This is a genomic window from Enterobacter cloacae complex sp. 2024EL-00227, assembly GCF_043945315.1.
Lineage (GTDB): Bacteria > Pseudomonadota > Gammaproteobacteria > Enterobacterales > Enterobacteriaceae > Enterobacter > Enterobacter roggenkampii.
On sequence record NZ_JBIMQP010000009.1, the window covers coordinates 187,247 to 213,047 of the forward strand.

General features: G+C 56.4%; 27 protein-coding genes. 17 read left to right on the forward strand and 10 right to left on the reverse strand.

Annotation, left to right across the window (positions count from 1 at the left end; translation table 11 throughout):
* Positions 1–66 precede the first annotated feature (66 nt).
* Both ACHH0Z_RS16895 and ACHH0Z_RS16900 read left to right on the forward strand, forming a co-directional pair.
* A complete protein-coding gene (locus tag ACHH0Z_RS16895; RefSeq protein ID WP_045410138.1) occupies positions 67–1,662 on the forward strand; it encodes an ABC transporter substrate-binding protein in 1,596 nt (531 codons plus the stop codon).
* Between the two features lie 135 nt (positions 1,663–1,797).
* A complete protein-coding gene (locus ACHH0Z_RS16900; protein ID WP_008502258.1) occupies positions 1,798–2,472 on the forward strand; it encodes a DUF3313 domain-containing protein in 675 nt (224 codons plus the stop codon).
* Between the two features lie 34 nt (positions 2,473–2,506).
* Here ACHH0Z_RS16900 and ACHH0Z_RS16905 read toward each other — a convergent pair whose 3' ends face one another.
* Entirely contained in the window at positions 2,507–3,403 is an 897-nt protein-coding gene (locus tag ACHH0Z_RS16905; RefSeq protein WP_008502257.1) for a DMT family transporter, read from the reverse strand.
* Between the two features lie 173 nt (positions 3,404–3,576).
* Between ACHH0Z_RS16905 and ACHH0Z_RS16910 the strand changes: the two genes are divergently transcribed.
* Positions 3,577–4,449: a helix-turn-helix transcriptional regulator gene (locus ACHH0Z_RS16910; RefSeq protein ID WP_045410141.1), complete on the forward strand. Its 873-nt coding sequence runs from the start codon at positions 3,577–3,579 to the stop codon at positions 4,447–4,449.
* On the opposite strand, the gene ACHH0Z_RS16915 is transcribed toward ACHH0Z_RS16910, so the two are convergent.
* On the reverse strand, positions 4,429–5,616 hold the full coding sequence (locus ACHH0Z_RS16915; protein WP_261307758.1) for a benzoate/H(+) symporter BenE family transporter: 1,188 nt from the start codon (positions 5,614–5,616) through the stop codon (positions 4,429–4,431). The two genes, ACHH0Z_RS16910 and ACHH0Z_RS16915, sit on opposite strands and share 21 nt — an antisense overlap.
* Positions 5,617–5,684: 68 nt before the next feature.
* Between ACHH0Z_RS16915 and ACHH0Z_RS16920 the strand changes: the two genes are divergently transcribed.
* On the forward strand, positions 5,685–6,212 hold the full coding sequence (locus ACHH0Z_RS16920) for a helix-turn-helix domain-containing protein (RefSeq protein ID WP_008502254.1): 528 nt from the start codon (positions 5,685–5,687) through the stop codon (positions 6,210–6,212).
* A gap of 80 nt (positions 6,213–6,292) precedes the next feature.
* On the forward strand, positions 6,293–8,257 hold the full coding sequence (locus ACHH0Z_RS16925) for a U32 family peptidase (RefSeq protein WP_021242519.1): 1,965 nt from the start codon (positions 6,293–6,295) through the stop codon (positions 8,255–8,257).
* Here the strand turns inward: ACHH0Z_RS16925 and ACHH0Z_RS16930 are convergent, their stop codons facing one another.
* Entirely contained in the window at positions 8,258–8,488 is a 231-nt protein-coding gene (locus ACHH0Z_RS16930; RefSeq protein ID WP_008502251.1) for a DUF2554 family protein, read from the reverse strand.
* A gap of 245 nt (positions 8,489–8,733) precedes the next feature.
* Between ACHH0Z_RS16930 and ACHH0Z_RS16935 the strand changes: the two genes are divergently transcribed.
* Positions 8,734–9,096: a hypothetical protein gene (locus ACHH0Z_RS16935; protein WP_025911162.1), complete on the forward strand. Its 363-nt coding sequence runs from the start codon at positions 8,734–8,736 to the stop codon at positions 9,094–9,096.
* 172 nt (positions 9,097–9,268) lie between these two features.
* On the opposite strand, the gene ACHH0Z_RS16940 is transcribed toward ACHH0Z_RS16935, so the two are convergent.
* Positions 9,269–9,805, reverse strand: coding sequence for a dihydrofolate reductase family protein (locus ACHH0Z_RS16940; RefSeq protein WP_023344127.1), 537 nt, complete (start codon positions 9,803–9,805; stop codon positions 9,269–9,271).
* A gap of 40 nt (positions 9,806–9,845) precedes the next feature.
* The gene (gene ftrA / locus ACHH0Z_RS16945; protein WP_021242516.1) at positions 9,846–10,853 is read right to left on the reverse strand and encodes a transcriptional regulator FtrA; all 1,008 of its coding nucleotides are present in this window, start codon (positions 10,851–10,853) and stop codon (positions 9,846–9,848) included.
* Positions 10,854–10,926: 73 nt separating this feature from the next.
* Between ftrA and ACHH0Z_RS16950 the strand changes: the two genes are divergently transcribed.
* From ACHH0Z_RS16950 to zinT, 8 genes are all read left to right on the forward strand, one after another.
* Positions 10,927–11,340, forward strand: coding sequence for a rhodanese-like domain-containing protein (locus ACHH0Z_RS16950; RefSeq protein WP_008502248.1), 414 nt, complete (start codon positions 10,927–10,929; stop codon positions 11,338–11,340).
* Positions 11,341–11,496: 156 nt separating this feature from the next.
* Positions 11,497–12,600: a cobalamin-independent methionine synthase II family protein gene (locus ACHH0Z_RS16955; RefSeq protein ID WP_023327455.1), complete on the forward strand. Its 1,104-nt coding sequence runs from the start codon at positions 11,497–11,499 to the stop codon at positions 12,598–12,600.
* A 200-nt stretch (positions 12,601–12,800) separates the two neighbouring features.
* A complete protein-coding gene (gene urtA, locus ACHH0Z_RS16960; protein ID WP_008502246.1) occupies positions 12,801–14,072 on the forward strand; it encodes an urea ABC transporter substrate-binding protein in 1,272 nt (423 codons plus the stop codon).
* A 24-nt stretch (positions 14,073–14,096) separates the two neighbouring features.
* Positions 14,097–15,671 carry an urea ABC transporter permease subunit UrtB gene (gene urtB, locus ACHH0Z_RS16965; protein WP_045410147.1) on the forward strand — a complete coding sequence of 525 codons (1,575 nt, stop codon included), beginning with the start codon at positions 14,097–14,099 and terminating at the stop codon, positions 15,669–15,671.
* Positions 15,671–16,744 carry an urea ABC transporter permease subunit UrtC gene (gene urtC / locus ACHH0Z_RS16970; RefSeq protein ID WP_023327457.1) on the forward strand — a complete coding sequence of 358 codons (1,074 nt, stop codon included), beginning with the start codon at positions 15,671–15,673 and terminating at the stop codon, positions 16,742–16,744. The genes urtB and urtC overlap by 1 nt, the downstream gene beginning before the upstream one ends.
* On the forward strand, positions 16,744–17,541 hold the full coding sequence (urtD, locus tag ACHH0Z_RS16975; protein WP_045335791.1) for an urea ABC transporter ATP-binding protein UrtD: 798 nt from the start codon (positions 16,744–16,746) through the stop codon (positions 17,539–17,541). The genes urtC and urtD overlap by 1 nt, the downstream gene beginning before the upstream one ends.
* Before the next feature lie 9 nt (positions 17,542–17,550).
* Positions 17,551–18,249 carry an urea ABC transporter ATP-binding subunit UrtE gene (gene urtE, locus ACHH0Z_RS16980; RefSeq protein WP_045410151.1) on the forward strand — a complete coding sequence of 233 codons (699 nt, stop codon included), beginning with the start codon at positions 17,551–17,553 and terminating at the stop codon, positions 18,247–18,249.
* A gap of 52 nt (positions 18,250–18,301) precedes the next feature.
* Positions 18,302–18,943 (forward strand): metal-binding protein ZinT, encoded by a 642-nt coding sequence (gene zinT / locus ACHH0Z_RS16985; RefSeq protein ID WP_008502241.1) that lies wholly within the window; start codon positions 18,302–18,304, stop codon positions 18,941–18,943.
* Positions 18,944–18,992: 49 nt separating this feature from the next.
* Here zinT and ydeE read toward each other — a convergent pair whose 3' ends face one another.
* Positions 18,993–20,186, reverse strand: a complete 1,194-nt coding sequence (gene ydeE / locus ACHH0Z_RS16990; RefSeq protein WP_023292430.1) for an efflux MFS transporter YdeE — start codon at positions 20,184–20,186, stop codon at positions 18,993–18,995.
* A 194-nt stretch (positions 20,187–20,380) separates the two neighbouring features.
* Here ydeE and eamA point away from each other — a divergent pair, with 194 nt between their 5' ends.
* Entirely contained in the window at positions 20,381–21,286 is a 906-nt protein-coding gene (eamA, locus tag ACHH0Z_RS16995; protein ID WP_045410154.1) for an O-acetylserine/cysteine exporter, read from the forward strand.
* A gap of 32 nt (positions 21,287–21,318) precedes the next feature.
* On the opposite strand, the gene marB is transcribed toward eamA, so the two are convergent.
* Genes marB through marR form a run of 3 tightly spaced genes read right to left on the reverse strand, consistent with a single transcriptional unit; the run spans position 21,319 to position 22,407 of the window.
* A complete protein-coding gene (gene marB / locus ACHH0Z_RS17000) occupies positions 21,319–21,537 on the reverse strand; it encodes a multiple antibiotic resistance protein MarB (RefSeq protein WP_008502238.1) in 219 nt (72 codons plus the stop codon).
* A gap of 33 nt (positions 21,538–21,570) precedes the next feature.
* A complete protein-coding gene (gene marA, locus ACHH0Z_RS17005; RefSeq protein WP_008502237.1) occupies positions 21,571–21,951 on the reverse strand; it encodes an MDR efflux pump AcrAB transcriptional activator MarA in 381 nt (126 codons plus the stop codon).
* Positions 21,952–21,972: 21 nt separating this feature from the next.
* The gene (gene marR, locus ACHH0Z_RS17010) at positions 21,973–22,407 is read right to left on the reverse strand and encodes a multiple antibiotic resistance transcriptional regulator MarR (protein ID WP_008502236.1); all 435 of its coding nucleotides are present in this window, start codon (positions 22,405–22,407) and stop codon (positions 21,973–21,975) included.
* Between the two features lie 255 nt (positions 22,408–22,662).
* Here marR and ACHH0Z_RS17015 point away from each other — a divergent pair, with 255 nt between their 5' ends.
* Together ACHH0Z_RS17015 and ACHH0Z_RS17020 are read left to right on the forward strand one after the other, a co-directional pair.
* On the forward strand, positions 22,663–23,328 hold the full coding sequence (locus ACHH0Z_RS17015) for a MarC family NAAT transporter (protein ID WP_008502235.1): 666 nt from the start codon (positions 22,663–22,665) through the stop codon (positions 23,326–23,328).
* Positions 23,329–23,506: 178 nt separating this feature from the next.
* On the forward strand, positions 23,507–24,349 hold the full coding sequence (locus tag ACHH0Z_RS17020) for a lysozyme inhibitor LprI family protein (RefSeq protein ID WP_045410157.1): 843 nt from the start codon (positions 23,507–23,509) through the stop codon (positions 24,347–24,349).
* Positions 24,350–24,428: 79 nt separating this feature from the next.
* Here ACHH0Z_RS17020 and ACHH0Z_RS17025 read toward each other — a convergent pair whose 3' ends face one another.
* On the reverse strand, positions 24,429–25,625 hold the full coding sequence (locus tag ACHH0Z_RS17025) for a sugar transporter (protein WP_023327463.1): 1,197 nt from the start codon (positions 25,623–25,625) through the stop codon (positions 24,429–24,431).
* Positions 25,626–25,801 lie beyond the last annotated feature (176 nt).

A 25,801-nucleotide genomic window follows, 5' to 3' on the forward strand; every position in this document is an offset into this window, starting at 1 on the left:
TTAATGTTATTTATGAAATGGCAAAAGAATTAATTAGCCGTCGAATTAAAAAGACAGGAATAAATGATGACAAGCAAACTCACAACTTTCACATTGGCGCTCGCGGCACTCACGGTCAGTTCCGCCGTCGCCGCAAAAACGCTGGTGTATTGCTCCGAAGGATCGCCGGAAAACTTTAACCCTCAGCTTTACACCTCGGGAACCAGCGTCGATGCCAGCGCCGCGCCGGTCTATAACCGTCTGGTCGATTTCAAACCCGGCACCACGGAGCTGGTGCCGAGCCTGGCGGAGCGCTGGGAGGTGAGCGACGACGGCAAGGTTTACACCTTCCATCTACGCCAGGGCGTGAAGTTCCAGAGCAATAAATCCTTCACGCCAACCCGCGACTTTAACGCCGACGACGTGATTTTCTCGTTTATGCGCCAGAAAGACGTGAATCATCCCTACCACAACGTCTCTAACGGCAGCTACTCCAACTTCGAAAGCCTGGAGTTCGGCAGCCTGATAACCGCCATTGATAAAGTCGATGACCACACCGTGCGCTTTACCCTGGCGCACCCGGAAGCGCCGTTTGTCGCCGATCTGGCCTGGTATTTTGCCTCAATCCTTTCGGCGGAGTATGCCGACGCGATGCTGAAAGCGGGCACGCCGGAGAAGGTGGATATGGATCCCATCGGCACCGGGCCGTTTAAGCTGGCGCAGTATCAGAAGGATTCCCGGATCCTGTTCACGGCGTTTGCCGACTACTGGCAGGGGAAATCGAAGCTGGACCGACTGGTGTTTAGCATCACCCCGGATGCCTCCGTGCGTTTTGCCAAAATTGAGAAGAACGAATGTCAGGTGATGCCGTTCCCGAACCCGGCCGATCTGCCGCGCATGAAGGCCAATAAAGATATCAACCTGATGAGCAAAGCCGGACTGAATACCGGCTTCCTGGCGTTCAACACGCAGAAGCCGCCGCTGGATAACGTGAAGGTCCGTCAGGCGCTGGCGATGGCCATCAACAAACCGGCCATTATTGACGCGGTGTTCCACGGTACCGGCACCGTGGCGAAGAATCTGCTGCCGCCGGGCGTCTGGAGCGCCGACAGCGAGCTTAAGGATTACGACTACGATCCTGAAAAAGCCAAAGCGCTGCTGAAAGAGGCCGGCTTTGCCAGCGGCGTCAGCATCGATTTATGGGCGATGCCGGTCCAGCGGCCCTATAACCCGAATGCGAAACGCATGGCGGAGATGATTCAGGCGGACTGGGCGAAAATTGGCGTACAGATCAAAATCGTTACCTACGAGTGGGGCGAATACCTTAAGCGTGTGAAGGGCGGGGAACATCAGGCTGCGCTGATGGGCTGGACGACCGCAACGGGCGATCCTGACAACTTCTTTGGTCCGCTGTTTACCTGCACCTCGGCGAACGGTGGCTCAAATTCGGCGAAATGGTGCTATAAGCCGTTTGATAAGATCGTTGCTGAAGCCAAATCGATAACCGATCATGACAAACGGGTGGCGCTGTATAAACAGGCTCAGCAGATGATGCATGACCAGATGCCTGCGGTGATGATTGCGCATTCAACGATTTTCGAACCGGTGCGCAAGGAGGTGAAGGGCTATGAAATCGACCCGTTTGGCAAACATCTGTTCTGGCAAGTGGATATAAATCAGTAATTTTTCACTGCCCGGCATGCGTCCGGGCAATCTTTTTGCAATTTGTGCTCCCGGCATCATTTTTTGTCACAACAAACCCGCCAGACTTTTGCTATAACTTCAAATGCATACTTGCAGATAACATGGAAAACTATCATGCGTACTCAAACTTTTTTTAAAGTTGCAGTGCTTACTGGTCTGTTGGCGTTGGCGGGCTGTTCTTCAAAAGTCGCCGCTCCGGAACAATACTCCGGCTTTTTAAAAGATTATTCAGGCTTACAGCAAACGACCTCGGCGACGGGAAAACCAACGCTGCGTTGGGTCGATCCTTCGTATAACGAAGCCAATTACGACAGCATTCTCTGGACGCCAATTACCTATTATCCAACGCCAAAACCCACCACGCAAATTGGGCAAAAAACGCTTGATGAGTTGTTGAATTACACCAATAACAAAATGAAAACGGCGATTGGTACGCGTAAGCCAGTTGTCACCACGCCGGGTAAACACAGCCTGATTTTCCGTGGCGCGATTACCGGGGTGAGTTCGCAGAAAGAGGGGCTGCAGTTCTATGAAGTGGTGCCTGTTGCGCTGGTGGTTGCCGGGACGCAGATGGCAACCGGACACCGCACCATGGATACGCATCTCTTCTTTGAAGGCGAGCTGATCGATGCGGCCACTAATAAACCGGTCATGAAGGTGGTACGTAAAGGCGAAGGTAAAGAGCTGAATAACGAAAACACACCAATGACCTTTGCGACGCTGAAGCAGGTTGTTGATGACATGGCGACGGACGCCACCATGTTTGATGTGAAAAAGACCGCGAAATAAAATAAAACGGCCTGCGTAATGCAGGCCTTTTTATTTATGCCATTCGTAAGCGTCTGAACCAGGTTTCCGGTTTGGTAAACATCACCATATTTCCTCCCAGAATCAGCACTAATCCCACGATACCGTTGACATGCCAGACGTAGCCTTCATACACCGTGGAGATGGAGAGCGCCACCAGCGGGAAGAGCAGCGTGCTGTAGGCCGCTTTGCCCGGGCCAATACGTCCCACCAGCGTGAAGTAGGCGCCAAACGCAATCACCGAGCCAAACAGGGCCAGATACACCAGCGCGCCGAGATAGCTCACCGTCCATTCCGGTACAAAGCTATCGCCTCTGAACAGCGCAATGCAGCCCATCACCAGCGTGCCATAGAGCATCGCCCAGGCGTTGGTGGTCATGGTTTCCAGGCCTCTGCGCTGATGGCGCATGCTGATCATATTACCCAGAGAGAACCCATACGTGCCGAGTGCGGAAAGGCCAATGCCCGTCAGGAGTGACGCGCTCCAGCCGCTGGCCAGCAGATCGTCCCAGAAGAGGGTGACAATCCCGACCAGCCCCAGCGCCGCCGCCGTCCAGAAACGCGCGGGCGGGCGCTGGCCGAAGAAAATAAAGCTGTTAATGGCGTTATAGAGTACCGCCATGGAGAAGATCACCGACTCCAGCCCGGTATTGATATGTGCCGCTGCCGTGTAAAAACACCAGAAGTTAAAGCAGAAAACACAGCATCCCTGAAGCAGGCAAAAAAGATGATCCCGGAGCGCCAGCGTGCGCAGGCGACGCAGGGCGAGTAACACCACCATCATGGTGAGGCTGGCGACGGCGAAGCGCCAGAAAATCGACACCGGCGCCGCGACGGGGCCCTGCTGCAGGAAAATCGCAATCCAGGTGGTTCCCCAGATAATGACCACGAGTCCGTATAATAATGCGTTCATAGTTGTCTCTTCTTAAACCGCGGAAGCCCGCAGTATGACGCTGAGATGCGTAACGGGCTTTCACCCGCTTGCGGCAGACTTGCAAAATCTTGCGCTTTTTTCTTCTGGAGGGACTGGCAACGGGCGACAACTCTTCTTAGACTGATATTCCGATTCTTCACGCGCTAACGGTTATGTCTCACGCTTACGATACCTTTGAAACGCTTTGCCAACAGAATGCAGTCCTGCGGGAAACCGTCTCGCTGAATTCGGGTATTCAGCTGGCCGCGTGGTACAACAAGCACGACACGATCACCGTAAAGAGCAACCATCATACCCTCAGCCTGTACGTGGCGGACGGCTACGAAAGCTATCAAAAAACGCCGGGAGGCTGGAAGAACGGCGGGGGGCCGGACCGTTTCTGCCTGATGCCCAAAGAGAGCGAATCGACGTGGGATATCCGAGATGACCTGTCGTTTGTGCATCTCTACTGCACCGATGAACACCTGCGCGACGTGGGAGAAAAAATCTGGGATAAGCGGCCGCTTTCGCTGACCCTGGACGAGCGTATTTTTGGCAGCGACCCGAAGATCACCACGCTGTATCGCCAGTTTTTACTGGGCTGCGACTGGCAGCAGCACGCCAACCAGCTCACCCTGAGCACGGCCTCCACGCTGCTGCTGACCCATCTGCTGCAAAACTACTCAAACGTGCAGTGGAAGCTGCCGGTCGTTACGGGAGGGTTGTCCCCGTTCGTGCTGCGCAACGTCCTCGCCTTTATCGAAGAGAACCTCGGGCAGCCCCTGACGCTGGCCGAGCTTGCGGCGCAGGCCGCCCTCAGCGAATACCATTTTGCCCGCATGTTCCGCCAGTCGACGGGGCTGGCACCGCATCAGTACGTGATGCACAGGCGTATGGTCAAAGCGAAAGAGCTGGTGCAGCATACCTCCATGCCACTGACGGACATTGCGCTGGCCTGCGGGTTTAACTCCGCCAGCCACTTCAGCAACCGCTTTCGCAGCGCGACGGGCATAACGCCGTCGCAGCTACGCGCGGCGAGCGCGTGAAAACAGGGCGTAACATACCCCGCCCAGCACCAGCCCCCAGAACGCCGAACCGATGCCCAGGATCGTGACGCCGCTTGCGGTCGTCAGAAACGTGACGATGGCCGCGTCGCGCTCCGCTTCGTGACTTAGCGCCTGATATAAACTCCCGCTGATGGTGCCCAGCAGCGCCAGACCGGCGAGCGTCTGGATCCAGCTGAGCGGCAGGGCGGCCATAAGGCCGGTAATGGAGCCACCGAAAATTCCCGCCAGCAGATAAAACCCGCCGGCTGCGATGGCCGCCAGCCAGCGTTTTTCCGCGTCCGGGTGTGCATCCGGGCTTTGACAAATGGCGGCGGTAATGGCCGCAATGCAGATAGAAAAGACGCCAAACGGAGAAAACAGCAGCGCCAGTCCTCCCGTCACGATGATGAGCGGTGAGGCCGCCAGCGGGTAGCCGGAGGCTTTCATGGTGGCGAACCCCGGCGCATTTTGCGAGGCCATGGTCACAAGGAAGAAGGGCAAGCCAATACTCACCAGGCTGGTGAAGGTGAAGTCAGGCGCAATAAATTCGGGCATCACCAGAGAAAGGGTGAGCTTATCCGTGACAACGTCACCACCGGCCCAGGCCACGATACCGCCCACCAGCAGCGTGACCACGATGGCATAGCGCGGCGACAGCGCTTTTGCGATCAGCCATGCCGCAATCATGCTGCCGCACAGCAGAAAGTGCCCCTCAAGATGCGCAAACGCGTGCAGGCCAAACTGCAGCAGTACCCCGGCGAGCATGGCGGCAGCAAGCGAATGGGGGATCAGCGTCATCAGACGGGCGAAAAGCCCGGTAACGCCGCAGAGCAAAATAAGCGCGTTCGCAAAGATGAACACGCCAATGGTTTCCGCCAGCGTGACGCCGTGCAGGCTGGTGGCGAGCAGCGCCGCGCCGGGCGTTGACCAGGCGGTCAGCACGGGCGCTTTGTACCACCAGGAGAGCGCCAGCGTGCTGACGCCCATCCCAATCCCCAGCGCGGTCATCCAGCCTGCGATCTGCTGCGCGCTGGCGCCAGCCGCGGCGGCGGCCTGCCAGATGATGGCGGCCGAGCTGGCGTAACCCACCAGAACGGCGACAAATCCAGCCAGTACGACCGGAACAAGATGAGAGGAAGGGCGCATGAAAACTCCGTTGTGCGTTATAGCGTCCGGAGTAAGGTAACACTGTGCGTTATAGCGTACAAGTGGTATGCTCGTCGTCAGGAGGAAATATGGACATCACACAACACCTTGCAGCAACACTGAAAACATTACGCCAGGCACGGGGCTGGAGCCTGTCGAAGCTGGCGGACGAAACCGGCGTATCAAAGGCCATGCTCGGGCAAATCGAGCGAAATGAATCCAGCCCCACGGTGTCGACGCTGTGGAAAATTGCCACGGGACTGAACGTGCCGTTTTCCGCCTTCATCACACCGGAGGCGGACCGGCAGGCGGTGTTTGACCCGCAGCAGCAGGCGATGGTCGTCAAGCCGCTCTTTCCGTGGGACGAGGCGCTCCGGTTTGATTATTTCTCCATTACCCTGGCCCCCGGCGCCCTGAGTGAATCCACGCCGCATGAGGCGGGGGTGATTGAACATGTGGTGGTGGTCAGCGGCGAGCTGGAGATGAAGCTCGAGGGCAAGTGGCAGACGATTTCAGCCGATTCCGGCGTCCGTTTTGCCGGCGATAAACCGCACGCCTACCGCAACAGCAGCGACCGGACGGTGCATTTTCACTCCCTCATTCATTATCCCCGCTGAGGCTACGCAAAACTGTTTCGCTGACGCAGACTTCTGACTACAATAGCCGCCATTTTGACCATAACGGATAACGACGAAGTATGCGCCTGCAATCCCATCATCTTGAACTTTTAAGCCCGGCCCGTGACGCCGCCATTGCCCGTGAAGCGATCCTTCATGGCGCAGACGCCGTCTACATTGGCGGCCCGGGCTTCGGTGCCCGCCATAACGCCAGCAACAGCCTGAGCGATATTGCTGAGCTGGTGCCGTTCGCCCACCGTTTCGGGGCGAAGGTGTTCGTCACCCTGAACACCATTCTTCATGATGATGAGCTGGAGCCTGCGCAACGTCTGATTACCGATCTCTATCAGGCCGGGGTGGATGCCCTGATCGTTCAGGATATGGGCGTGCTGGAGCTGGATATTCCGCCCATTGAGCTGCACGCCAGTACCCAGTGTGATATCCGCACGGTAGAGAAGGCGAAGTTTCTCTCTGACGTCGGCTTTTCGCAGATCGTTCTGGCCCGCGAGCTGAACCTGAATCAAATCCGCGATATTCACCAGGCGACAGACGCGACGATTGAATTCTTCATCCACGGCGCGCTGTGCGTGGCCTATTCCGGCCAGTGCAACATTTCCCACGCGCAGACGGGCCGCAGCGCCAACCGCGGCGACTGCTCTCAGGCCTGCCGTCTGCCGTATACCCTGAAAGACGATCAGGGCCGCGTGGTGGCATTTGAAAAACACCTGCTCTCGATGAAGGATAACGACCAGACCGCCAACCTGGGCGCGCTGATCGACGCGGGCGTGCGTTCCTTCAAGATTGAAGGGCGCTATAAAGATATGAGCTACGTGAAGAACATCACCGCGCACTATCGCCAGATGCTGGACGCCATCATCGAAGATCGCGGTGACCTGGCGCGCGCGTCGGCCGGTCGTACCGAGCATTTCTTTATTCCGTCGACGGACAAAACGTTCCACCGCGGCAGCACGGACTATTTCGTGAATGCCCGTAAAGGGGATATCGGCGCGTTTGACTCACCGAAGTTTATCGGTTTGCCGGTGGGTGAAGTGCTGAAAGTGGCGAAAGATCACCTTGATGTTGCGGTGACGGAGCCGCTGGCGAACGGCGATGGCCTTAACGTGATGATTAAGCGTGAGGTCGTGGGCTTCCGCGCCAACACGGTGGAGAAAACCGGTGAGAACCGCTACCGCGTATGGCCGAACGAAATGCCGGCCGATCTCTACAAGGCACGGCCGAACGCGGCGCTTAACCGTAACCTCGATCATAACTGGCAGCAGGCGCTGCTGAAAACCTCCAGCGAACGTCGTATTGCGGTGGATATTGAACTGGGCGGCTGGGAAGAGCAGCTGATTCTGACCATGACCTGTGAAGACGGCATCAGCGTAACGCATACGCTTGATGGCCTGTTCGAGGTGGCAAACAACGCGGAGAAAGCGCTCAACAGCCTGAAGGATGGCGTCGCGAAGCTGGGGCAGACGATTTACTACGCCCGCAACGTTGAGGTCAACCTGCCGGATGCCCTCTTTGTGCCGAACAGTTTGCTCAACCAGTTCCGCCGTGAAACCGCCGAGATGCTGGATGACGCGCGCCTGGCGAACTACCCGCGCGCTAGCCGTAAAGCGGAAACCGTTCCTGCGCCCGTCTACCCGGATACGCATTTATCCTTCCTCGCCAACGTCTACAACCATAAAGCGCGTGAATTCTATCATCGCCACGGCGTGCAGCTGATCGACGCGGCCTATGAAGCGCATGAGGAGAAGGGCGATGTGCCGGTGATGATCACCAAACACTGCCTTCGTTTCGCGTTTAACCTGTGTCCTAAGCAGGCGAAAGGCAACATCAAGAGCTGGAAGGCCACGCCTATGCAGCTCGTAAACGGTGACGAAGTGCTGACCCTCAAATTTGACTGCCGTCCCTGCGAAATGCATGTGATTGGCAAGATGAAAAACCACATCTTCAAAATGCCGCAGCCCGGCAGTATTGTGGCGTCCGTCAGCCCGGACGATCTGATGAAAACCCTGCCAAAACGCAAGGGCAGCTAACTACCGAACGTGCGTGTCCGGTTTGCGCGATTTCTGCCACAGGTGGTGTTCGCGCAAACCCTCCGCCGACTCCTCCGCCGCGCTTCGCAATTCATCGCTATCGGCTTCATGACGCAGCTGATGATCCACATTCTTTACCCACAGATATTCATGTCCTTTGTGCCCGGCCATAAGCTGGCCTGAAAAGAGGGCACAGATAAGCATCACGAGAGATAAACCTTTTTTAACCATGAGGTCACCGCCGAATAACATTGCGGCTTAATGATGCCGATTATTTATTATTGTTATTATTCAACTATTCAAACTAGCGCAAAGAGAATGTCAAATAATGTACGTTCATAATAAGGATTAAGACTTTTCCTAAAGTACATATACGTATGGTAAACGTCCCATTTCTGGTCCAGAGTTGGATATTTGCATTAAGGACAAATCCTATATAATAGAGAATCCCTGGCTAAGGAATGGGTCATTATTAAATGAAAAAAATAATAGCGCTTGCGCTTCTGGCGGTTGCGATCGGGGCTGTTGTGGGAATTCGTTATGCAGCTAATGACGAACCAGAATATATTCAATCAGCAGAGATTCGCGTTGGTTCTTATTTAACCAGCGACTATGGCCTTGTTGCCTGCGGCAGCAAAAAAGTTAACGATCTGCGCTGGGAATTAGATTGTACTCATCAAGAGGGAGGAAAAACATTCCAGTTTGCGGTGTTTCCTTCTGAAAAGGCACCTTATGGCGTAGCGCGATCCTTTTATCTTGAAGCCATTAATCATGAAGCAAAACAGAGCGCTGAACAGGGGCTTATGCGTTATTTGCAGATCAATACCCATGCAGGTTAATAAAACTGTTTAACCTTCGTTAAGACAACGAGTGTTAGGTTGTATGGGATCCGCAGCCCGGCCATGGAGTGTCGGGACGTAGAGACCAAAATACAAATCTATCCATGCAAGCATTTACCGCCATTTTTGGCGGTTTTTTTTTGCGCATAACGTAGCGGTGTTGGCCGTGGGGTTATGGCGTCACCCGATAGTGCGACTGCACCAGACCCGAAGGAAAGCTGCGGCTGGAGACCAGCGTCAAATCGATATCCCCGGGAAGGGCGCCAAACAGCGATTTTCCCGAACCGAGCAGGACAGGAACGGTTGTGATCACCATATCGGCCACCAGTCCTTCTCGCAGGAACGACTGTATGACTTGCCCACCATCGAGATAGACGCGACGGGCGTTCTGCCTCGCCAGATCGTCGAGCACCTCCTTTGGCGTGCGGCCGGAAAACTGTACTTTGCCCCTCAGCGCGTCGGGTACGGGCGTGTCGACCAGCTGTCGGGAGAGCACCAGCACGGGCCGGTCATAAGGCCATGTCTCAAAGGTCCGCACCTTCTCATAGCTCCCCCGGCCCATCACGATCCAGTCTTTGTCCGCGATGAAAGCCGTGTAGCCATGATCCTCATTCGGGTCATCGCGCTGCAGCAGCCAGTCGATATCATCATTGTGTCGGGCGATGTAGCCATCAAGACTGGTTGCGATAAAAACGTGTGTGGTGACCATCAGGTTCTCCGTATTCCAGCGAAACCAAAAGACTGACGCCTCAGCGGGCAGTACCGGCATGAGAAAATTGTTTACGGTACTGGGCCGGGGAAATCGCGAACTGCTGGCGAAAATGATGACGCAGCGTCGATGCCTGACCAAACCCGGTCTGTTCAGCGATGCTGTCGATGCTTAAACGACTGCTTTCCAGATAATCTTTCGCCCGCAGCAGGCGCTCATTGAGTAACCAGCGGGCAGGCGTCGTTCCCGTTGCCGCTTCGAAGCGACGCAGAAACGTGCGCTGACTCATACCGACACGACGCGCCAGCGAGTCGACGCTGTGCGGCTCGGTGAGATGCGTGTGCAGAAAATCAAACAGCTGACCGAGGCGCTGGCTTTCCCGCAGCTGCGCCACCGGGCGGCTCAGCTGTTGCGGCTGAGATCCATCCCGGTGAGGGGGAATGACAAGCCGCCTCGCCACGCTGTTGGCGGTTTCCATCCCGAAATCCCGACGCACGACGTGCAGACAGAGATCGATCCCCGCCGCGCTGCCTGCGGAAGTCAGGATCTCACCTTCGTCCTGGTAGAGCACATCCTCGACCACGTCGATGTCAGGGTAGCGGGCTTTAAGCGTCTCAATGTAGCGCCAGTGCGTCGTGGCTTTGCGTCCGTTGAGCAGACCGGAGGCGGCCAGCACAAACACGCCCGAGCAGATGGAGAGTAGCTGACAGCCCCGCGCGCTGGCCTGACGTAATGCGTTGCAGAGCGCGTCCGGGACCGGCGAGTCCACCCCCCGCCAGCCCGGCACCACGATCAGATCGGCAGACGCAAGCAGGGAGAGATCGCCATCGGTAATGATGCGGATCCCGCCTGTCGCCCGAAGCTCACCGTTATCAACGCTTGCCACGGCAAAACGATACCAGTCGTCGCCCAGCTCGGGGCGCGGCAGGCCGAAGATTTCCACCGCCACCCCAAACTCAAAGGTACACAGACCGTCATACGCCAGCACCACCACCTTCGGGCGGGCAATCTGTCTTAACGTTGTCATCTTTTTGCTGTTTTCTGGCATAAGCGAGCGCATTAATAAGCTGAATTTGTGGATAGAGTAGTGTTAACACAAACGCCAAAGATGAGGAAGGATCATGAGCTATGTTACTGAATTTCCGGCTGCCGAACCGCAGGAAGCCGTTACCCATTTTCTGCGTCGCCTGAGCGTCGAAACCGACTGCGCCGATGTGCATCATGCCATCACGCATAATGAGCAGGACTTTGTTTTGCTGCACGTGGTGGGGAGCCCGGAGCAGTTTGCCCGTCGCCATGTGCCGGGCGCTCTGCATATGCCGTGGAGCCAGATGACCGCTGAGCGCATGGCCCAATGGCCTGAAGGGACGCTGTTTGTCGTCTACTGCGCAGGGCCGCACTGTAACGGCGCGGACAGGGCGGCGCTGAAGCTGGCGCGTCTCGGGCTGCCGGTCAAAATCATGCTCGGTGGGATCACCGGCTGGGAAGATGAACGCTACGCGTTTGCCAGCGAGGCGTCCGTCGCCGCGCTGTGAAGATGAATTTTTTTCAACATACGTGAAATTTTCTCGTTTGCCGGCACCGGTGAGGTATGACATTGTTTTTGGACATTTAGACATCCAGAAGTCTAAAACTTCAAGTAATGAATTATCACTGCGGGCAATTATCGCCGGCAGACTGAGGAGATTTCCATGCAACGACACCACGCCCCGTACCGCGCCGACGTAGTCGGCAGTTTTTTACGCCCGGATGCCATCAAGCAGGCTCGCCTGAAATTTGCCAGCGGTGAGATTGATGCCGGGCAGCTTCGCGCGGTGGAGGACGAGGCCATTCGCCACGTCGTCGAGCAGCAGTGTGCGTGCGGCCTGCATGTGGTTACCGACGGTGAGTTTCGCCGTGCCTGGTGGCACTTCGACTTCTTCGACGGTCTTCAGGGCGTTGAGCGTTACGATTCGCAGCAGGGCATCCAGTTTAACGGCGTGCAAACCAAAGCCCACGGCGTGCGCGTCACCGGCAAGCTGGGCTTTGGCGAGCACCCGATGCTGGACGATTTCCGCTATCTGAAAAGCATCAGCGGTAACGCCCAGCCAAAAATGACCATTCCGAGCCCAAGCGTGCTCCATTTCCGCGGCGGTCGCAAAGACATTGATGCGACCGTGTATCCGGACCTTGACGTCTATTTCGATGACCTGGCGACCACGTGGCGCGATGCCATCCGGGCCTTCTACGACGCGGGCTGCCGTTATCTGCAGCTGGATGACACCGTCTGGGCCTATCTCTGTTCGGACGACCAGCGCCGTCAGATCCGCGAGCGCGGCGACGACGCCGATGAGCTGGCGCGCATCTATGCCCGCGTGCTGAACAAGGCGCTGGAGGGCAAGCCGGACGATCTGACCATCGGACTGCACGTCTGTCGCGGCAATTTCCGTTCCACCTGGATTTCCGAAGGCGGCTACGAGCCGGTAGCGGAAGTGCTGTTCGGAACGGTTAACGTGGACGCCTTCTTCCTCGAATATGATAACGACCGCAGCGGGGATTTCGCGCCCCTGCGCTTTGTTCGCCCGGGCAAACAGCAGGTGGTGTTGGGTCTTATCACTACAAAAAACGGCGAGCTGGAGAATCCGGAGGGAATTAAAGCCCGTCTTGAAGAGGCGGCGAAATACGTGGCGAAAGAGCAGATTTGCCTTAGCCCGCAGTGCGGCTTTGCCTCGACCGAAGAGGGCAACAGCCTGAGCGAAGCCCAGCAGTGGGACAAAGTCCGGCTGGTCACGCAGATCGCCAGCGAAGTCTGGTAACCCCGTTATACGGCGCTGCATTATAAAAGTGCAGCGCTGTACCATTCTGAGTCGTTCTCTTTACATCCGGCGTTCCCCTCCCAGAAATAGCGCTATCTCCATTCTGGCACTCTTTTTGCTCCTGCTTCGCTGACACTTTTTTTCCGCGTCCACGCCGTACCGGACGTTTTCGCACAGCGTTCTTTTTCAGGAGTGAAAATATGCAGCGTCGTACCTTATTAAAAGCTTTTGCGTTATCCGCGTCCGTCGTGGCGATGGGGATGAGTTTTGGCGCGCAGGCGGCCGATACCATCAAGGTGGGGATCATGCATTCGCTGTCCGGCACCATGGCCATCTCTGAAACCCCGCTGAAAGACGTCGCGCTGATGACCATCGATGAGATCAACGCCAAAGGCGGCGTGCTGGGCAAGAAACTGGAGCCGGTGGTGGTGGATCCGGCCTCAAACTGGCCGCTGTTTGCCGAGAAGGCGCGTCAGCTGCTGAGCCAGGATAAAGTGGCGGTGGTATTCGGCTGCTGGACGTCGGTGTCGCGCAAATCCGTACTGCCGGTCTTTGAGGAGCTGAACGGCCTGCTGTTCTATCCGGTGCAGTATGAAGGCGAAGAGATGTCGCCAAACGTCTTCTATACCGGCGCGGCGCCGAACCAGCAGGCCATCCCGGCGGTGGAATACCTGATGAGTGAAGACGGCGGCGCGGCGAAGCGCTTCTTCCTGCTGGGCACCGATTACGTTTACCCGCGCACCACCAATAAGATCCTGCGCGCGTTCCTGCATTCGAAAGGGGTGGAGGATAAGGACATCGAAGAGGTTTATACCCCGTTTGGCCATAGCGACTACCAGACCATCGTCGCCAACATCAAAAAATTCTCCGCGGGCGGCAAAACTGCCGTGGTGTCGACCATCAACGGCGACTCCAACGTGCCGTTCTATAAAGAGCTGGCTAACCAGGGGCTGAAGGCGACGGACGTGCCGGTGGTGGCGTTCTCCGTGGGTGAAGAAGAGCTGCGCGGGATCGACACCAAACCGCTGGTGGGTAACCTGGCAGCCTGGAACTACTTTGAGTCCGTGGATAACCCGACTAACCAGGCGTTTGTAGCGGATTACAAAGCCTATGCGAAGGCACACAAGCTGCCGAACGCCGATACCGTCGTAACTAACGATCCGATGGAAGCCACCTACGTAGGTATTCACATGTGGGCGCAGGCGGTGGAAAAAGCGGGCACTACCGATGTGGACAAAGTGCGTGCGGCGATGGCCGGTCAGTCCTTTAAGGCGCCGTCAGGCTTTACGCTCACCATGGATGCCACCAACCATCATCTGCACAAGCCGGTCATGATCGGTGAAATCGAAGGCAACGGTCAGTTTAACGTGGTGTGGCAGACCGAACAGCCGGTACGCGCCCAGCCGTGGAGCCCGTTCATCGCCGGGAATGATAAAAAACCCGACCAGCCGATGAAAACCGCCAGCAACTAAGCCATCACCGCAGGGAGAAACGTCATGAACGCCATGCGCCTGTTCATCGCTCTTGTATGGCTTTCCGGACTGCTGCCAGGGATGGTGCAGGCATCGGATGCCGATCGTTTTGTTGCCGCCAGCCGCAGCCAGCAGGCGGATTTGTTGACGCAGTGGGCCGCCGCGCCGGATGCGTCAAGACTGCCGCTCCTTGAGGCGCTACAAAAGGAAAATCTCTACGTCGATACGCAAAAGCACGCCTTTGCACAACGCGATGGCAACGTCATCCCGCTGGGGGACAGTCATACGGCAGAGGGCCCAACCAAAGCCGTGCGCCTGACGAACCGGCTGCGCGTGCTGGCAGCAACCGCCATCGCCACGCATCAGCTGGTAAGTGACAGTGTCACCGAAAGGCGGGCGGCGGCGCGTCAGCTGCAGCGCGATGCCCAGCCCGGGATGCTCGCTTTTCTGGAAACGCGTGTGAACGATGAGACGGACGCCGTGGCGCGTCAGGCGCTGCTGCTGGCGGTCGCGAATCTCCAGCTGGCCAGCCCGCAGCCGGAAGTGCGCCGCAAGGCCGTCGAATTGTTAGGCCAGTCAGACGATCCGGACGTGCAGTCCAGGCTTACCCCGTTTACCCTGCCACAGACGGAGCCGGATAGCGCGGTGCGCGCGGCCGCAGAAGAGAGTCTTAGCCAGATCCAGCACCGCCTGATGTGGGGCGACCTGCTGGGCCAGGCGTTTATGGGGCTGTCCCTTGGGTCGGTGCTGCTGCTGGCCGCGCTGGGGCTGGCTATCACCTACGGCCTGCTGGGCGTGATTAACATGGCCCACGGCGAGATGCTGATGCTGGGGGCATATGCGACCTGGATGGTGCAGCAGGCGATGGCCGGGCTTGCGCCCCAGTGGCTGGCACTCTATCCCGTTATCGCCTTGCCGGTCGCGTTCTGCCTGACGGCGGGCATTGGAATGGTGCTGGAGCGCACGGTGATCCGTCATCTGTACGGTCGTCCGCTGGAAACGCTGCTGGCGACGTGGGGCATCAGCCTGATGCTTATCCAGCTGGTGCGCATGACCTTTGGCGCCCAGAACCTGGAGGTGGCGAACCCGGCATGGCTCTCCGGCGGGGTGCAGGTTTTTGCCAACCTGACGCTGCCGTGGAACCGCATCGTGGTGCTGGGCTTCGTGCTGCTGGTGCTGTTCTTTACCTGGCTCATTCTGAATAAAACCCGTCTGGGGCTTAACGTGCGGGCGGTGACGCAAAACCGCAGCATGGCCGCCTGCTGCGGGGTACCGACAGGGCGCGTCGATATGCTGGCGTTCGGGCTTGGCTCCGGGATTGCGGGGTTAGGCGGCGTGGCGCTATCGCAGCTCGGTAACGTCGGGCCTGAACTGGGCCAGGGCTATATCATCGACTCCTTCCTTGTGGTGGTGCTCGGAGGCGTAGGCCAGCTGGCAGGCAGCGTGGCCGCGGCGTTTGGGCTGGGGATCTTTAATAAAATCCTTGAACCCCAGATGGGGGCGGTTCTGGGCAAGATCGTGATTCTGGTGGCGATCGTGCTGTTTATTCAGAAACGCCCGCAGGGGTTGTTTGCGCTGAAAGGGAGGGTGATTGACTGATGAGCCAGCCGCTGACCTTAACGCTGGCGCGCAAAGCGCCACGCACCACGCAGATAGCGGGCAGCCTGCTGGTGGTGTGTTTGCTGATACTGCCGTTTTTCGCCTTGCTGCCTGCGACGCATCCGCTGGCGCTGTCGACCTGGATGCTGACGCTGATTGGCAAGATCCTCTGCTATGCCATCGTGGCGGTGGCGCTGGATCTGGTGTGGGGATACGCCGGTATGCTGTCCCTTGGGCACGGCCTCTTCTTCGCCCTGGGCGGCTATGCGATGGGCATGTACCTGATGCGCCAGGCGGCAGGTGACGGTCTGCCCGCGTTTATGTCGTTTCTCTCCTGGAGCGAGCTGCCCTGGTTCTGGTGGGGCACGCAGCACTTTGCCTGGGCGCTGGTGCTGATTGTGCTGGTGCCGGGGCTGCTGGCGCTGGTATTCGGCTGGTTTGCCTTCCGCTCGAAGATCAAAGGGGTCTATTTCTCGATTATGACCCAGGCGCTGACCTATGCCGGGATGCTGCTGTTCTTTCGCAACGAAACCGGGTTTGGCGGCAATAACGGCTTTACCGGTTTTACCACGCTGCTCGGGTTTTCGGTAACGGAAACGACCACCCGCATCGCGCTGTTCCTGGCGACCGTGCTGTTGCTGCTTCTGGCCCTGGGCACCGGGTTTGCGCTGGCGAAAAGCAAGTTTGGCCGCATCCTGACCGCCGTGCGCGACGCCGAAAACCGCCTGACCTTTTGCGGCTACGATCCGCGCGGGTTCAAGCTGCTGGTGTGGACGCTTTCTGCCGTGCTGTGCGGTCTGGCCGGGGCGCTGTACGTGCCGCAGGTGGGCATTATCAACCCCGGTGAAATGTCACCAACGAACTCGATAGAGGCCGCCATCTGGGTGGCGCTGGGCGGGCGCGGCACGCTGGTGGGGCCGGTGATTGGCGCGGCGCTGGTGAACGGGGCGAAGAGTTTCTTCACCGTCGCGATGCCGGAGTACTGGCAGCTGTTTCTGGGGCTGATTTTTATCGCCGTCACGCTGTTCTTGCCGCGCGGCGTCTACGGTCTGTTGCGTAAGGGAGAGAAATAATGCAGCCAACGGAAGGATTATTTACCCGCCAGCTGCCCGGCGATCGCTACCGGGACCAGACTGACCCGGTGCTTCAGCTTGAATCCATTAACGTCAATTTTGATGGTTTTCAGGCCCTGACCGATCTCTCGCTGAATATCGGCGTGGGCGAGCTGCGCTGCGTGATTGGCCCCAACGGTGCGGGTAAAACCACGCTGATGGACGTCATCACCGGCAAAACGCGGCCAAAGAGCGGCAGGGCGATTTACGATCAGTCCATCGACCTGACCGCGCTGGAGCCTGCGGCCATCGCCCGCCAGGGCATCGGGCGTAAATTCCAGAAGCCCACGGTTTTTGAAGCGCTGACGGTGTGGGAAAACCTGGAGATCGCCATGAAAACCGATAAATCCGTCTGGGCGAGCCTGCGGGCAAAACTCAACGGCGAGCAGCGTGACCGCATTGACGAGATGCTGGTTTTGCTGCGCCTTAGCGCGGAGCGCGACCGACGGGCCGGGCTGCTTTCCCACGGACAGAAACAGTTCCTGGAGATCGGCATGCTGCTGGTGCAGGACCCGCATCTGCTGCTGCTGGATGAACCCGCCGCCGGAATGACCGACGCGGAAACGGAATACACCGCAGAGCTGTTCAGAACGCTGGCGGGCAAACACTCCCTGATGGTGGTGGAGCACGATATGGGCTTTGTTGAAACGATTGCCGACCACGTGACGGTGCTGCATCAGGGGCGGGTGTTGGCGGAAGGGTCGCTTCGCGACGTGCAGGCCAACGAGCAGGTGATTGAGGTCTATCTGGGACGTTAAGGAGAGGGAATGCTACAGGTCAACGAACTGAATCAGTATTACGGCGGCAGCCATATCCTGCGCGGCGTGAGCTTTGAGGCCGTCACCGGCGAAGTCACCTGCCTGCTGGGGCGCAACGGCGTGGGGAAAACCACGCTGCTGAAGTGTCTGATGGGGCTGATCCCGGCGAAAACCGGGGAGGTCATCTGGCAGGGGAAAACGCTTACCCACAGCAAACCGCACCAGCGGGTGCAGTCTGGCGTGGCGTATGTCCCGCAGGGACGCGAGATTTTTCCGCGCCTGACCGTGGAGGAGAACCTCCTGCTGGGGCTATCGCGGTTTTCCGCCCGCGAGGCGAAGCAGGTGCCGGAGGAGATCTGGCAGCTGTTCCCGGTGCTCAAAGAGATGAAGTACCGTCGCGGGGGCGATCTCTCGGGTGGTCAGCAGCAGCAGCTGGCGATTGGTCGCGCGCTGGCGAGTCGTCCGCGGCTGCTTATCCTGGATGAACCGACCGAAGGCATACAGCCTTCCGTTATTAAAGAGATCGGCCACGTGATCCGCACCCTGGCAAACAGAGGCGACATGGCGATCCTGCTTGTTGAGCAGTTTTACGACTTTGCCGCCGAGCTGGCCGACAGCTATTTGCTGATGTCCCGCGGCACCATTATTCAGCGCGGGCGGGGTGAAAACATGGAGCAGGAGGGCGTTCGCGGCCTGGTTGCGATCTGAAATGTTATAATATAACATCTTCATTCTTATAAAACGGAATGAGGGCGTTACTTTGGCTGCACATATTGGGAAATTTGCCATGACTCTGGGGGCGCTGCTGGTCAGCGGCCAGCTGTTTGCTCACTCGCACGGCCACCAGATGACCGAAGCAGAACAGAAAGCGGCGAACGGCGTGTTTGAGGATAAAGACGTGAAGGACAGAGCGCTGTCTGACTGGGACGGCACCTGGCAGTCGGTCTATCCGTTCCTGCTCGATGGTTCGCTGGATCCGGTCTTTAAGCAGAAAGCGCAGAAGGATAAAAGCAAATCTTTTGATGAGGTGAAAGCCTACTACCGCACGGGTTATGCGACGGACGTGGATGCCATCGGTATCGAAAATAACGTGATGGAATTCCATCAGGGGAAAGCGGTCAGCCGCTGCCAGTATGATTACAGTGGCTACAAAATTCTGACCTACGCGTCAGGCAAGAAAGGCGTGCGCTATCTCTTTGAGTGCAAGGACGCCAGCAGCAAGGCGCCGAAGTTTGTCCAGTTCAGCGACCATACCATCGGACCGAAGGCCTCTTCGCACTTCCATATTTTCATGGGCAATACCTCCCACGAGGCGCTGCTGAAAGAGATGGATAACTGGCCGACCTATTATCCGAACGAGATGTATAAAGAGCAGGTGGTGGAGGAGATGTTGCACCACTAGGTTTTTGCTTTTGCCGGGTGGCGGCTTCGCCTTGCCCGGCCTACATTTGCTACGCCGCTTTGGGTGACTCGCACCATGCCTTCACGCTCATCCCGCGCAAAATCATCAGCCACGCCACAATAATCGCGGCCATCATAATCACAAACAGCGACCAGTGCGGCAGGTTGGTCAGGATGATGCCGGTGATCATCGGGTTTGCCGCCGCGCCGAGCCAGCCCAGCGCCTGCGCGGAGAAATAGCTCGCCTTCATTCCCGGTGGCGCAATGTTGTCAATCAGCATGTATTCACCCGGGGCATAGATAATCTCACCCAGCGTAAAGATGGCGGCAGCGATGCCCCAGTAAACCAGGTTTTCCCCGGAGAGCATAAAGCCGCCCAGCCCCACGATAAAAAACAGGGTGGCGAGGGACATCAGCGGGCGGATATTGCTGGCTGAGATCTTTCGGCCCAGCGCATATTGCAGCGTTACCACCACGGCGGCGTTGACGGGCAGCACCACGGCGACCACCTTTTCGGCGAAATCACTGTCCGCATGTGCGGCCAGAACGTATTGCGAAATACAGCTCGCGAACGATCCGCCCACGTACGACGCCAGCAGGCCAGAGAGCGTGTACCAGAACAGCGCGCGGTCTTTCAGCAAGACCGACGGCTGCCACGGCGTCTTCTCCTCGGCGGTATCTAACGCCACGCTTTTCTGCACAAAGAAGTGGATAAAGCCCAGCGGCAGGGCGGCACAGAAGGCTGCCAGCCAGAACGGCAGCTGCAGGCTGTACATCACCAGCAAGGTGCCAATCGGCGGGCCGACCGTCCAGCCAATGTTCAGGAAGCTGTAGTTCAGCGAGAAGACCCGCGCCTTCTGGCTGGAGGTGAGCACGTCGGAGAACCAGGCTTTCAGCACCGTCGAAAAGACGGAGTAGGCGCAGTTGATCAGCGCAAAGAACAGCACCACCAGCGTGACGTTATTGACCAGCGGGATCGCCACAAATCCGGCGATAAAGGCTACGATGGCGATGAGCATGTAGCGTTTTTTATCAAACTTATCGGCCAGAATGCCAAATCCCAGGCTGAACACCACGCCAATGGTCAGCGCCACGGTCAGGGCATAACCAATATTCTCGACGCTCATGCTGTAGACGCGCGTGAGATAGATGGTCATAAACGGCAGCGTTGCCCCTCGACCGATGGTTAATAACAATGACGATGCCAGCAGCGCTGCGGTTGAGCGCCTGAGAGATGGTTTCATATTCCTGCCCGACTGTTGCTTATGCTTTTATTCGATGTGTGTTAACAGGATTACCATGACATAAGGGGCTTGTATAGCACCCGATTTATCCCTAAGTGCTTCAGCTGCCTGCCAGAAATAATGATCTTCTCGTGACGCACTTTTTTCTGTTACCTTGAAGTGTTAACAAATTATTAATAATTCAGGGGCGGGATATGACGCGGAAAGACGGGCTGCTGGCACTGCTGGTGGTCGTAGTATGGGGGCTCAATTTTGTGGTCATCAAGCTGGGGCTGCACAACATGCCGCCGCTGATGCTGGCCGGCTTACGTTTTATGCTGGTCGCTTTCCCGGCCATCTTCTTTGTGGCGCGTCCAAAGATCCCCTTTAAACTGCTGCTGGGCTACGGTCTGACCATCAGCTTTGGCCAGTTCGCGTTTCTCTTTTGCGCCATCAAGTTCGGTATGCCGGCCGGTCTGGCCTCGCTGGTGTTACAGGCGCAGGCGTTCTTTACCATTATTCTCGGGGCGTTTGTGTTTGGCGAGCGCCTGCAGGGCAAACAGCTGGCGGGGATCACGCTGGCGGTGTTTGGCGTACTGGTGCTGATCGAGGCCAGCCTGAATGGTCAGCACGTGGCGCTGCTCGGGTTTATGCTGACGCTGGCGGCGGGGCTGAGCTGGGCCTGCGGAAATATCTTCAACAAGCTGATCATGCAGCACGAGGCGCGCCCGGCGGTGATGTCGCTGGTGGTGTGGAGCGCACTGATCCCGGTTATCCCGTTTCTGCTGGCGTCGAGTATTCTGGACGGTCCGGCGGTGATGCTGAACAGTCTGGTCGACATCGCTATGACCACGATCCTGTCTCTCGTCTATCTGGCCTTTGTCGCCACCATTGTGGGCTACGGGATCTGGGGATCGCTGCTGGGGCGTTATGAGACCTGGCGCGTCGCGCCGTTATCTCTGCTGGTGCCGGTGGTAGGGCTTGCCAGTGCGGCGATATTGCTGGATGAAACGCTAAGCGCGCTGCAGCTGTTTGGCGCCGTGCTGATCATGGCCGGGCTGTACATTAACGTGTTTGGTCTGCGGGTTCGTCGGACGACGCGGGTAAGCGAAAAGGCATAAAAAAAGCCCCGCGTCTGCGGGGCAAAAACGAATCAGAAGCCGTGCTGATTATAATAAGGCACGCCTAATTCGTCGGATTTGTCGCTACCAGCACCCATGTGGTTGAAATCATAGGGCGACTGGTCATGTGCGGACGGCAAAATCATCGTATCAGGATTATTTTGCTGCGTTGCACGAGGGGTTTGCTCCGCGAAGGTCTGGCTGGAGAACAGCACCAGCAAGGCGAGGGCGGCGGAGGCGATAACTTTCATGATTTCCTCGGTTACGTCTGTGACAGGCGATGATTAACTACAGTGTTTTAACGGATACAGGTATCGGGATTCGCCCGGCACGCTGGTGATTCGGTACTTATGAGGCGGCACGTCAAAATAGTTCTTGAACGTACGCGTCAGGGTTTGCTGCGATTCAAATCCGTAACGCTCCGCCAGATAAAGGATCGGCTCATTGCTTTCTTTCAATTTCTGGGCAATCTCCGTCAGCTTGCGGCTGCGAATATATTGACCTAATGAATGGCCGGTCTCTTTTTTGAACATCCGTTGCAGGTGCCATTTGGAGTAACCCGAACGCTCTGACACTTTTTCAAGGGAGAGCGGCGATTCCAGGTTATCCTCGATCCAGTCCAAAATGCTATGAATGGTGATAGCGTCAGTATTGCGTCTGGACATCGTCATACCTCTTTTTTCTGTTTACGGCAGGATTTTCTTCAGCAAAAGCTCAAGGGTTGCCACTTCATCTGCCGTTAAGTTTTTTGTTAGTTCCTGATGCAGTGTTTGTCCTACTAATTGATGACATTGCTCGCACATGGCCGCGCCATCGCTGGTCAGCTTCACCAGTACGCCGCGTTTGTCATTCGGGTTAGGGCTTCGTTCTATCCATCCTTTGCAGACGAGACGATCGAGCATGCGGGTTAACGCACCCAGATCGACAGAGAGCACCTTTTTCAGCTCAACCGGCGTGATACACACTTCGCAGCGAATGGAACACAGCACTTTGAACTGTGTTGCGGTGATATCCAGCGGTGACAGATAGTCATTGAGCAGGCGATCTTTTTTCTGATTGACCATATGAATAAGACGACCCAGCGGAACAACGTCGTTAAAGATATCACTGGTGCTTTTCACAATGGTTGCCCTGGCAAGTAATTAGTCACGGCAGATATTATTGCTCAGGCAAGTATAAGTCAACTGAATGAATCAGCCGATGCCACGAATTGCTAAAACGTTTCATGAACTTTTTTTAAGGTGTTTCAAATCATAGGGATAACTTCCTGTTATCTTTTCAGAAGGAAAATAATCGTTACGTTGCGCCCATGGCTGAATGTCACACTTTCCCCCTATAATTGCTGTGTTAAATATGGATAAGGACGACAACGCACTATGTTGGATTTGATTAAAGCAATCAGCCTCGGGCTGGTGGTCTTGCTGCCGTTGGCTAACCCGTTAACGACGGTGGCGCTTTTCCTCGGGCTGGCAGGGAACATGAACAGCGCCGAGCGCAATCATCAGTCGATGATGGCCTCGGTGTATGTGTTTGCCATCATGATGGTGGCTTACTACGCCGGGCAACTGGTGATGAATACCTTCGGGATTTCCATCCCTGGCCTGCGCATCGCCGGGGGGCTGATCGTGGCCTTTATCGGTTTCCGCATGCTGTTCCCGGCGCAAAAAGCGCATGAGTCGCCGGAAGCGACCAGCAAATCGGAAGAGCTTGAAACCGAACCGAGCGCGAATATCGCCTTCGTGCCGATTGCCATGCCGAGCACGGCGGGGCCGGGGACCATCGCGATGATCATCAGCTCCGCGTCGACGGTGCGTGACAGCGCAACCTTCCCGGACTGGGTGCTGACGGTGGCACCGCCGCTGATTTTTGCGATTATCGGGATTATCGTGTGGGCATCGCTGCGCAGCTCCGGCGCCATCATGCGCTGGGTAGGCAAGGGCGGTATCGAGGCGATTTCCCGTCTGATGGGCTTCTTACTGGTCTGTATGGGCGTGCAGTTTATTATTAACGGCGTGCTGGAGATTATTAAGACCTATCATTAAGTTCATTGCCGGGTGGCGCTGCGCTTACCCGGCATATAAAACATTTATTAGATGAATATAAATCAATTCTGAAAAAATAACTTTTTAATTTAATCTGGGTCAAATAAGCACCACCAAGCTTGTTGCTTGTTAGCTCTTAAAGTAATGTACTGCACTCATTTCACTTAAGGATATTGTCATGCGTGCAAAACACTGTTTTCTCGTACTGAGTACGTTGCTGTTTTCATTTAATGCCACTGCCGGTTTGTTCGATTCTGCGCCCGAATTTAAATGTGGTCGTGAGGATGCCATTGCTGCTATGCAATCTAAAATCAGAGATGATGCGATGAGTAAATTGCAGGAAACGTATCTGGCAACGCCTTCGCAATTTTATGGAAAACCGCTTAAATCTTACCTGGAAAAAGCACAGCAAATAACTATTCATTTGGAAAATGTCACAACGACACCGTTTGATAAAAATGATTCAAACCGCAGTTGTACCGCTAAGGTGACCCTCACCATGCCAACGGAAATTCTTGGGTTTATTGCATCCTATCCTCAGAAGTTAGGTGGGATAAATCAAGGGGGCGGCAAGGTGCTTAACAATAGTGTTCAATGGGAGAAGTTTGTTTATTTATTATCTCTGGCAGACAATGGCAAAGATATTTCTGCATCCTATGAATATTCTGGTAGGGATTATATTTCTCAGTCGCTGGCCGCTATGACTATGCTGGCAATGAATAAATCCGAACTTGAGAAAGCCGATCTCGATAACAAATTAAACAATGCCATATTTGCCTATTCAGAAAACGATGGTCAGTTAAATAATCTCTGGAAATCGCTTCCAGAGTCTGTCAGAGCCTCTATGAAAAAAGAACAGAATCTCTGGATTAACGAGAAGGCTAAAAGATGCGGGAAGATCAGTGATGCGTCTTCTACTGCCACGCCTGTTGAGACAAGAATCAAGATCTATCAGTGCCAGTCTGAAAGAACCTTTGAAAGATTTATCTATCTGGGTGGAGATGAAGAACGACAGTATTAATGCACATGCTGTGGGTCAATCCGACCTGCTGATCTTGTAGGCCGGGTAAGGCGTAGCCGCCACCCGGCACAAACAAACCTCACCCGTGCTGCCCTTGTTCCTCCAGCGCCACCGGCCACTTACGGAAGATAAGCACGGACCAGATCAGCGCCATCAGGGCCGGAATGGCACCCAGATAGCCAATCGCCGACATCGACACGTGCAGGATGACCTGGTTTCCCACCAGCGCACCCGCGCCAATCCCCAGATTGAAAATTCCCGAGAACAGCGACATGGCGACGTCCGTCGCATCCGGCGCCAGGGCCAGCACCTTCACCTGCATGCCCAGGCCAATAATCATGATCGCCACGCCCCAGAACAGGCTGAGGATCGCCAGATGGCTTTCACTGCCCGCGGCGGACATCAGCAACAGCAGACAGGCCAGCAGCAGGCCGATAGCGCTGCTTACCAGCGAGGAGGCGTGCCGGTTACCCAGCTTGCCGAACAGCACGCTGCCAATAATCCCCGCGCCGCCGAGGATCAGCAGTAAGACGGTGGCAAAGTTGGCGCTAAAGCCTGCTACCACCTGCACAAACGGTTCAATGTAGCTATATGCGGTGTAATGGGCCGTTACCACGATGGCGGTCAGCAGGTAGATGCTCAGCAGCGCAGGGCGACGCATCAGCAGCGGCAGGCTTTTCAGCGAGCCGGAATGCTCGCTCGGCAGCGCGGGCAGCAGCTTAATCAGACACACCAGCGTCACCAGCGCGCCCATGCCGATGGCGAAGAAGGTGGTACGCCAGCCGAAGTATTGCCCCACGATGCGGCCAATCGGCAGGCCCAGCACCATCGCCAGTGCGGTACCGGTAGCAATCAGGCTTAGCGCCTGCGCGCGTTTACCCGCCGGTGCGAGGCGAATCGCCAGCGACGCGGTGATCGACCAGAACACCGCATGGGCAAAGGCGATACCGACGCGGCTGATGACCAGCACCGTAAAATTCCACGCCATAAACGACAGCACGTGGCTCGCGATGAATAAGACAAACAGACCGATCAGCAGCCTGCGCCGCTCTATCTGGCTGGTCAGCAGCATGAACGGCAGGGACATCAGCGCCACCACCCAGGCGTAAATGGTCAACATAATGCCCACCTGCGCCGTTTCCATCTGGAAACTGTTGGCGATGTCAGACAACAGCCCAACCGGCACAAATTCTGTGGTGTTAAAAATAAACGCGGCAATGGCCAGCGTGACCACGCGTAGCCACGCAACCCTGCGGGAAACTGTGTTCGTTGTCATAGGGATGTCGGAGATTCGTTGCTGAAAAGAAGAGGAGACGATCTTAAAACGTTGAATGGCGAAAACTCAACCATTATGTGACGCAGATCTCAATATTTACCTTATGAAAGCGGTAGCCGGGAGCGCTGTTTTCATTGAATATAAAAGAACAACACAATAAAAACAGGCGGTAAGAC